Origin of the sequence: Moritella sp. (assembly GCF_033791185.1) — a bacterium.
Lineage (GTDB): Bacteria > Pseudomonadota > Gammaproteobacteria > Enterobacterales > Moritellaceae > Moritella.
Genome location: NZ_JASJHF010000090.1, coordinates 1 through 10,069, shown reverse-complemented (window position 1 = coordinate 10,069; position 10,069 = coordinate 1). Strand labels below are relative to the sequence as shown.

The 10,069-nt window shown below is 41.6% G+C and carries 6 protein-coding genes and 1 pseudogene; 3 read left to right on the top strand and 4 right to left on the bottom strand.

From position 1 onward, the window contains the following. A pseudogene (locus tag QNK26_RS05770) lies at window positions 1-710 on the bottom strand (hypothetical protein); the annotation flags it as partial. Between the two features lie 360 nt (window positions 711-1,070). Between QNK26_RS05770 and tadA the strand changes: the two are divergent. Next, window positions 1,071-1,643, top strand: coding sequence for a tRNA adenosine(34) deaminase TadA (gene tadA / locus QNK26_RS05765; protein ID WP_319221452.1), 573 nt, complete (start codon window positions 1,071-1,073; stop codon window positions 1,641-1,643). Here the strand turns inward: tadA and QNK26_RS05760 are convergent. Beyond that, window positions 1,640-1,795, bottom strand: a complete 156-nt coding sequence (locus QNK26_RS05760; protein WP_319221451.1) for a hypothetical protein — start codon at window positions 1,793-1,795, stop codon at window positions 1,640-1,642. The genes tadA and QNK26_RS05760 overlap by 4 nt on opposite strands. Window positions 1,796-1,932: 137 nt before the next feature. Continuing rightward, complete coding sequence (mltF, locus tag QNK26_RS05755; protein WP_319221449.1) at window positions 1,933-3,396, bottom strand: membrane-bound lytic murein transglycosylase MltF; 1,464 nt, start codon at window positions 3,394-3,396, stop codon at window positions 1,933-1,935. Between the two features lie 290 nt (window positions 3,397-3,686). Here mltF and purL point away from each other — a divergent pair, with 290 nt between their 5' ends. Both purL and QNK26_RS05745 read left to right on the top strand, forming a co-directional pair. Next, window positions 3,687-7,580: a phosphoribosylformylglycinamidine synthase gene (gene purL, locus QNK26_RS05750; protein ID WP_319221447.1), complete on the top strand. Its 3,894-nt coding sequence runs from the start codon at window positions 3,687-3,689 to the stop codon at window positions 7,578-7,580. Window positions 7,581-7,738: 158 nt separating this feature from the next. After that, entirely contained in the window at window positions 7,739-8,620 is an 882-nt protein-coding gene (locus tag QNK26_RS05745) for a chemotaxis protein (protein WP_319221446.1), read from the top strand. A 95-nt stretch (window positions 8,621-8,715) separates the two neighbouring features. Here QNK26_RS05745 and arcA read toward each other — a convergent pair whose 3' ends face one another. Then, window positions 8,716-9,432, bottom strand: a complete 717-nt coding sequence (gene arcA / locus QNK26_RS05740) for a two-component system response regulator ArcA (RefSeq protein WP_319221444.1) — start codon at window positions 9,430-9,432, stop codon at window positions 8,716-8,718. Window positions 9,433-10,069: the final 637 nt, after the last annotated feature.

Here is a 10,069-nt window from a genome sequence, read left to right as displayed (position 1 = left end):
GTGGCATTATTTTCAATGATACTATCTGAGATTGCATAACTACTCTGTGTTGTAAATTGTGCCGCATAAGCCATGTGCTCTGCAGGTATTCCAGTCGCCGTTATTGCAGCATTAATTTGTGCTTTGACGTCAATTTCTTGCTCTGTTAGCTCACCGTCATCGTTGGCCAATAAATTGGTTAATGTGGGGTCTGCTTTTAGGGCGAGGCCATCTTGGGTTTTTATTTGATCATTAACAGCAAGGAAATAAGTGGTGCTTTCTACTAACGTCGCCGTACATTCAATTTGAATATGTTCACTGGTTGCAGATATATTTGCGACAACAGGCGTGCCATTTTCCGCTACTAAGATAACGTTATTCGCCAATGTGGCAGGATCAAGCGGGTACCTTTCAGTGCCATGTAGATTAGCAATTGGAATTTGCATTGGCTCAGTACATAACCCCCAGCCATCTAAAGCGGCGTAAATAGTATCAGAGCTGCGATAGAAGTTTTCTCTATCAATGTCGTTAACGTCATCTTCACCTGGTAATGAAATTGTGAAGTCAGCGTCATAGCCATATCCGTCATTCGGCATAGGTAGTGCGCTAATTGAAAATGGCACGTACATATCTGTTGGCGCTTGGTCACTTTCTTCACCTGATTGGCATGCACTAATCGCGATGCAACTAATCAACACACTTGCACAACGTCCTATATTTATTAACTTCATGTTACTGGTCCATTTTGTGGTTAGCATTTAAGCCGACACTTTTGCTTAAAAACACCAAAGACTCTAATGATTAAGTATTAATTCGTATAATTAAGGTTTCTCAATGAAACGACGCGTCATGAATTGGTTGGTGTTAAGTGATTGTTTATATTGTTTTTAATGTTTTTTTATCTGGTTTTAAAGTCGATTTTACAGATTAATCCATTACCTAGATTAAATGTGTTTATTATGTTGAATGTTGTGCGTGGTGGTTGTTTTTAAAAAGTGAACGTATCGTTCAATGACTCAAAATAGAGGTGTATTTGATGCAGCGTAATTTATGTTATGATCGCTATAAATTACACTGCATTGTAGATAGTCATGACCGAAGATATTATCCAAACCCTTAGCGACGATAAAAGCCTTTCACCCGATTTAGCACCTAATTTAGATCTGACTCCGGAACAAATTCAAGTAGATGAACGCTGGATGCAATACGCGATCATGCTCGCAGGTAAAGCGGAAGCGATTGATGAAGTGCCTGTCGGTGCTGTAGTGGTACTTGAAGGCGAAATCATTGGTGAAGGTTGGAATCAATCGATTAACGCACATGATGCGACTGCGCATGCTGAAATTATGGCATTACGTGCCGCGGGCAAAACGGTAGAGAATTATCGCCTTATTGATGCCACGCTGTATGTGACGCTAGAGCCTTGTTCTATGTGCGCAGGCGCAATGGTACATAGTCGAGTCAAGCGTTTGGTATACGGTGCGGTAGATTTAAAAACAGGGTCGGCAGGTTCGGTATTTAATTTGGTGGCACATCCTCAATTGAATCATCAAATTGAAGTGCGTTCAGGGGTTTTTGCGAATGAGACCGGCGCATTATTGAGTCAGTTTTTTAAACGCCGCCGTAAAGAGAAAAAAGCCCTGAAGTTATTACAGAAAGGTTAGTTTAGTGCGAGTGTTTGAGCGCTATAATCAGTCGGGCATTCATTTTGTAAAAAGAATGCGCGCTGACGATTAAGTAACGAACGATTGGTTCTTGAGCGTGATATTTGGCGTCTTGGTGTTTTCACTTTTAGCTTAGTTCTTTTTTTTAGCATCTTGCTATCCTTTAATGTTCTCTGCCTAGTCCTAGGCGTTTTTTATCTTTATGTTCATTAACATACACTAATATAAATAACTTGCACATGAAACTTTTATGTCAGTTTTATGTGCATATTGTGACAGTGACGCGATATTATTCTAGCCCTAGGCTCACTAATATTTGTTCTGTTTCTGTGGAGATCTCAACACCCACATCACGCGCTACTTTTTCGGTCATGTTTATCTGTTCGTCAAACCAACGCAAGCTATCGTAATATTTACGAATGTTACTGACATACTTGATGGCCTCATTACCTCGCGCATAGCCAAAACGGGTATGTTTGTACCATTTACGTTGTTGTAATAACGGAATTATGGCTTTGACTTCAGTCCAGCTATTTTCATTGCCACCGAGTTTTTCAGTGATTTTACGCGCATCAATTAAATGACTGTAGCCGATGTTATAGGCGGCTAATGCAAACCAAGGTTTTTCATGTTCATAAATCGTATCCGGCAGACGATTAATCAACTTGGCCAAATAGGCTGAGCCCGCCCGCACACTTTGTTCAGCATCAATACGTGAGGTTACGCCAAACTCTCTCGCGGTAGGCCAAGTTAACATCATCATGCCACGCACCCCAGTCGGGGATTTTGCTTTCGGATTCCAATGTGATTCTTGATAACTCACTGCTGCAAGTAAACGCCAATCTAATTGCCCCGCATATTGACGAAATAAAGCCTCGTATTTAGGCAGTTGTGAGTCCACACGACGTAAGAAAGTACGGGTATCGACAAAATCAAAGGTATCGATGTGACCAAAATACTTTTCTTGTAGTTGCTCCATCTTGCCGGATATTTGCTGTAAGGTAAAAAAAGCCAGTACCGCATTGGCTATCGAATCATCGTCATTTTTATCCATTAACCAAACAACATCCAGCTCATCCTCAAGGATGAAGGCTTTATTCAAATGGGGGTAATAATATTGATGTTGAGATAATGAGGTATCATCGGCGATGGCGAGCTTGATGTTACCTTGTTCTAAATTACTGAATAAGATCTCTTCGTCAGGAAAGGTCTTATAAGTAATGTTGAGCTCGGGATAATCACGTTGCAGTTTTTGTACGTACTCTTCATGACTGGAACTTTTCACTACATAAATAGGGTCTACAACTTGCTGTAGATTACGCGGTCTCAGGCTGCCTTTACGGTAAATGAGTAATTGCTTTACTTCATAGTAGCTCGGGCCCATACGAAAATCTTCGAGGCGTTTTTCGGTGCGCGTTAAACCTGCCGCTGATAAGGCAAAGGGTTTCTGGTTAGTCGGTTCTGCTTCAAGCATACTTTTAAGTGAATGGTAGGGATGAATGATTAATTCCACACCGAGATAATCACTGAACTGTTTTAATAATTCATATTCAAGGCCAGCTGGCTTATTACCTTCAATATAATAGTTAGCAGGACCGTAAATGGTTTTCACATGCAGCTCGCCCGTTTCTTGGATCTTTTCTAATGGTGTTCTGGTGTCTTGCTCTTGCATGCAACCAGAAACCACCACGCTTAATATAAAGATTAAGCAAGGTTTAAAAAATAGATGTAAGCGTGCTAAAAATGTCTGCAAGTCATAACCTTTTAATATGAAAATATAAATATCTATATGAGATCTATGTTTATAGCGTTTTCGTTACCATTACACAATACTTAATCTCAAACGGCTGTATAAAAAAACAGTGTTAATGTATCTATGAAATGATGATGTTATCAGTACTGTTAACTATGTTATCGGCTAAGGCGCCAAAAAACTGATTAGTAAATTAACGTGTTGTTCATGTAACGCTATCGTTATGGTCATAATTTGCATATAATGGCCGGGATTTTTCCCCAGTAACCCTTATTAGTGAGAAAAAGTTAATGCATATAATGCGAGGAGCGCCAGCGCTTTCTGAGTTTCGTACTAGCAAGCTAGTCGAACGATGTAATGATGTAGGATTATCGGATATAACAATTTACGCGGAGTACATCCATTTTGCTGATGTAACAACCCCGCTCAGTGACAATGAACGGAGTGTCCTGGAAAAATTGTTGACCTACGGGCCAAGAATTGCAGAGCACGCTCCCGAAGGAACTCTCCTTCTCGTCACTCCTCGTCCCGGCACTATCTCTCCTTGGTCTTCTAAATCTACCGACATCGCAATCAACTGCGGCCTTTCTAACGTAAAACGTCTTGAACGTGGCATCGCTTACTACCTCTCTTCATCTACACCACTTACACCAACCCAACTACAAACTGCTGCAAGCCTTATGCACGACCGTATGATGGAAAGTGTATTTGACTGTCTAGATGCAGCGGAACAATTATTTGTTCAAGCACAAGCGCGTCCATTGAAGTCTGTTGATATCTTAGCGGGTGGCCGTGAGGCTCTTGTTGATGCGAATGTTAAATTAGGTTTAGCATTGGCTGAAGATGAAATTGATTACTTGATTGCCAGTTTTACGCAGTTAAAACGTAATCCAAATGACATCGAATTAATGATGTTTGCCCAAGCAAACTCAGAACATTGCCGTCATAAGATTTTTAATGCGGATTGGACCATTGATGGCCAAGACCAAGAGAAATCATTATTCAAGATGATCAAGAACACCTTCGAACAAACCGGTGATCATGTTTTATCTGCATATAAAGACAATGCTTCTGTGATGGAAGGTTCAAAAGCCGGCCGTTTCTTCCCTGATCCACAAACTCAGCAGTATGAATATCACCAAGAAGATATTCAGATCCTGATGAAAGTTGAGACTCACAATCACCCAACCGCAATCTCGCCTTGGCCTGGTGCCGCGACAGGTTCTGGTGGTGAGATTCGTGATGAAGGCGCAACGGGTCGTGGTTCGAAACCTAAAGCAGGTTTAGTTGGTTTCAGCGTATCTAATTTACGTATTCCAGCATTTGAACAGCCGTGGGAAACCGACTTTGGTAAGCCTGGTCGTATCGTTAGTGCATTAGACATTATGCTAGAAGGTCCTCTGGGTGGCGCGGCATTTAACAACGAATTTGGTCGTCCTAACCTATTAGGTTATTTCCGTACTTATGAAGCTGAAGTTAACAGCCATAACGGTGTGGAAGTACGTGGTTATCACAAGCCAATTATGCTTGCTGGTGGTCTCGGTAACATCCGTGACCAGCACGTGCAAAAAGGTGATATTCCAGTTGGCGCTAAATTAATCGCGCTAGGTGGTCCGGCCATGAACATTGGTTTAGGTGGCAGTGCCGCTTCATCAATGGATTCAGGTCAGTCACACGAAGATTTAGATTTCGCTTCTGTACAACGTGAAAATCCAGAGATGGAACGTCGTTGTCAGGAAGTTATCGACCGTTGTTGGCAGATGGGTGAAGACAATCCAATTGCCTTCATTCACGATGTGGGCGCGGGCGGTTTATCAAACGCCTTTCCTGAACTAGTCCATGATGGTGGTCGTGGTGCTAAGTTTGAATTACGTGATATCAACAACGATGAACCAGGCATGTCACCGCTTGAAATTTGGTGTAATGAATCACAAGAACGTTATGTTATGGCTGTTGCTCCAGAAAACATGGCAACATTTGAAGCTATTTGTAAACGTGAGCGTACCCCCTTCTCTGTAGTGGGCGTGGCGACCGAAGAGTTGCATTTATCAGTAACGGATTCGTTATTAGACGAAACGCCAATTGATATGCCAATGGAAGTATTATTAGGTAAAGCGCCTAAGATGCACCGTGAAGCAACAACGCTAGTGACAGAAGGTCAAGCATTAGACTTTACTGGCATTACCGTTAAAGACGCTTCAGAACGTCTATTACGTTTACCTGCAATTGCTGAAAAGACTTTCTTGATCACCATCGGTGACCGCTCGGTAACGGGTCTGGTTGCACGTGATCAAATGGTTGGTCCTTGGCAGGTTCCTGTTGCCGATTGCGCAGTAACAGCAGCAAGTTTTGATACTTACGCAGGTGAAGCAATGGCAATCGGTGAACGTACGCCGTTAGCCTTGTTGAACTTCCCTGCATCAAGCCGTATGGCTGTTGCTGAAGCATTAACAAACATCGCAGCAACAGAAATTGGCGATTTAACCCGTATCAATCTTTCTGCTAACTGGATGTCTGCAGCGGGTCACCCTGGTGAAGATGCCGGTTTATATGCGGCGGTTAAAGCGGTAGGTGAAGAACTTTGTCCTGAATTGAACCTGACTATTCCAGTGGGTAAAGATTCAATGTCAATGAAGACGCGCTGGGAAGATGAAGGTGAAAACAAAGAAGTTACTTCACCGTTGTCACTGATTATTACTGCATTCGGTCGTGTGACTGACGTACGTAAAACAGTAACGCCACAGCTACGTACTGACAAAGGCGTGACAGACCTGATCCTTATCGATTTAGGTAATGGTAAAAACCGTCTCGGCGCCTCTTCATTAGCACAAGTATACAAGCAACTGGGTCAGCAGACTCCTGATGTGGATAGCGCTGAGCAGCTGAAAGGCTTCTTCGATGCAATGCAAGTATTAGTGAAAGAGCAATCTTTACTGGCTTATCATGATCGTAGTGATGGTGGTTTATTCTCAACAATTACAGAGATGGCATTTGCTGGTCACTGTGGTGTTGATGTTGAACTTGATATGTTGGGTACTGATGATCTTGCGGCGCTTTACTCAGAAGAGCTAGGCGCGGTTATCCAAGTATCTTCAGCGATGAAAGAGCAAGTACTAACAACCTTAGCTGGCCACGGCCTTGCAGCATGTTGCCATGTAATTGGTTCTACAAATGCAGATGACATGGTACGTTTCACCCGTAATGGCGACAACGTATTAGCTGAAAGCCGTACTTACTTCCGTGCGATTTGGGCTGAAACGACGCTTAAGATGCAAGCATTACGTGATAACCCGAGCTGCGCACAGCAAGAGTTTGATCTTAAACTTGACGTCAAAGACCCTGGTCTCAACGTTAACTTAAGCTTTGATGTTAACGATGATATTGCCGCCCCTTACATCATGACTGGTGTGCAGCCTAAAATGGCTATTTTACGTGAGCAGGGTGTAAACTCGCAAACGGAAATGGCGGCTGCATTTGATCGTGCTGGCTTTGCTGCTCAAGATATTCACATGAGTGATATTTTAAGTGGTCGCGTTAACCTTGCAGACTTCGCTGGCCTTGCGGCTTGTGGTGGTTTCTCTTACGGTGACGTACTGGGTGCGGGCGAAGGTTGGGCTAAATCAATCTTGTTTAACCCACAAGCACGCGATCAGTTTGCGGCTTTCTTCGCACGTGAAGACAGCTTCTCACTGGGTGTATGTAATGGTTGTCAGATGTTATCGAACTTGGGTGAACTTATCCCAGGTTCAGAATTATGGCCACGTTTCGTTACCAACCAATCAGAACGTTTTGAAGCACGTTTCAGCTTGGTTGAAGTACCGAAAAATCCGTCAATATTCTTAGGTGACCTCGCTGGTTCAAGAATGCCTATCGCTGTATCTCACGGTGAAGGTCGTATTGAATTACGCGATGATGCCCATCTGCAAGCACTGAGTAACAGTGGTACAGTGGCGCTTAACTTCGTTGATAACTATGGTCAACCAACGACGCAATACCCATCAAATCCAAATGGTTCGCCATTAGGTATTACTGGTTTAACAACCACAGATGGTCGCGTAACTATCATGATGCCACATCCGGAACGTGTATTCCGCAGTGTGAGCAACTCATGGCATCCAGAAGAATGGGGTGAAGATAGCCCGTGGATGCGTATGTTCCGTAATGCGCGCGTAAATTTAGGTTAATCGCGACTAAGTTTAGGTGGTCAAACGGCTAACATAGTAACGAGATTAAAAGGTCGCAATTATTGCGGCCTTTTTTATTGGTTTGATCAAACTATGTATATGCTTAATTGTGCTATAGTCTCGTTAGTCAATATATCAATTAATGAGTAGGAAGGGTAATGAGTCAGTCACAAGGTTTATTATTATTTAAATTAAATCTCCAGCAAAAATTTGCGATTGGTACCTTAAAAGTACAAGAAATTGTTCCCTCTACACGTCTTTATTCGTTACCGGGTTCTCACCCTATGGTCATGGGGGCTGCAACGCTGCGTGGTAGAACAATTCCTATTATTGATATGGCTAGCGCTGTAGGTTACCGCGCTGTGACGAAAGAAGAATATGATTCATGTAATATTATTATTACCGATTGTAGCCGCCAAGTGGTTGGTTTCTTGGTTCGTCATATTGATAAGATCATGGACTGTGATTGGAAAGATATCAAGGCACCTTGTAGCTCGCTGGGTTGTAACATCTATACCACAGGGGTAATGCATGTTGATGGTCAACTCATTCAGTTAATGGACGTTGAACGTTTGTTAGCGGATATCTATCCTGATGATGAGGTTGAGCTGCCTCAGTTTACAGATCTTGAGCTGGAAGAGTTACGCACTAAAGAAATTCTAGTTGTGGATGATTCGATGGTGGCTCGTAATCAACTCGGTAGCGCGTTAGATGCTGCAGGGATCCATTATCAAGTGTCTAAAAATGGCCAAGATGCATTAGCTGTTATGCAGTTGGCGGTTGAGTCTGGTAAGCCCGTCGATGTATTGGTTAGTGATATTGAAATGCCTGGTTTAGATGGTTATGAGGTGGCATTTGAAGTGCGTAGTACGCCAAATGTGTCTGCGACTTATATTATTCTGCATACCTCATTATCCAGCGAAATTAGTACTGAACGTGCTCAGCAAATTGGTGCCGATGAAGCGCTAACTAAATTTGATGCCAGTGAACTGCTACAAGCTATTTTACGTGGCGTGAAAGGTCGAGTTAGCGTGAGTTAATCAGCCAGTTGATATATTTTAGATACAAAAAAAGCGCTAATTAGCGCTTTTTTTGTCTCTGTTGCACTTTAACATGCAGACAGTAATATCATCACTTAGCTTAATTCACCGCAAAAACGGTAACCTTCACCATGGATTGTCGCGATGATTTCAGGCGTATCAGCAATGCTTTCAAAATGCTTACGGATACGACGAATAGTTACATCAACGGTACGATCGTGTGGTTTAAGTTCACGGCCGGTCATCTTCTTCAATAACATAGCACGTGTTTGAATTTTACCAGGGTTCTCTACAAAATGTAGCATCGCACGGAATTCACTACGTGGTAGTTTGAATGAATCATCCAGTGGGCTAATAAGAGAGCGACTATTAATATTTAAGCGCCAGCCATTAAATTCATACTCTTCAACAATGGCTTTTTCTTCGTCAGCTACAGGTAGCTTGGTAAAAGTACGGCCGAGCAGGTTACGTGCACGAATAGTTAGTTCACGTGGGTTAAATGGCTTGGTAATGTAATCATCAGCGCCAATTTCTAGACCTAAAATCTTGTCAACTTCATTGTCGCGACCAGTTAAAAACATTAGCGCTAGATTATGTTGGTCACGAAGTTCACGTGCTAACAATAAGCCATTTTTACCTGGAAGGTTAATATCCATGATTACCAAGCTGATAGGATTATTGGCAATGATCTCATACATTTCATCGCCGTTACTTGCTTCATGTACAGAATAGCCTTCAGCTTCGAAGATGCTTTTTAGGGTGTTACGTGTAACGAGTTCATCTTCTACGATAAGAATGTTTGGGGTTTGCATAAACGTACCTAGTTCCGCTTTGGATCAAATTAGTGCCCGGATTATTGATATTAATAATTAAATGCGTATATCAATTAAATCAGGAGTAAGAGTAATACATCCATGAAATATAAGACTATTTATCTAAAACAGTTAACTGCGGCAGAATATCTAGTTTTATGGCTTCCTTAACTATAGGATTATATGTTATTAACAGCCGTATAACAACCTAATGTAATTATGTTACGTAATAACTAAACATGATTTGATATTTATCAATTAACCCTAATTAGTTATATTATAATTAAATGAGATGGTTACAAAGTAACCATTGGTTAATGTTAGTAGAATAACCCTATATTGTATTATATTTTAATTTATATAAATCAAGTTGTTATAGTTTTATTTTTAATTTTACACAGAGGTTAAAACCTGTGTCGATTAGGCTAAATCAAGCGTATATTTGTCGGTAAAGTCTGCTAATTGCGATTATTTAGAATATAAATATTTTTATAAATCGTATTTTGCTACCGCTTTAACCCCAATTTATGCTGGCGATGACTGGTTTATAGTGCTTATTTATCCTTTTTATTTATGCGAATGTGATGCAATATTATTTATTTTCAGTGGCTTATTTCGGTTGATCAAAATAAGGATC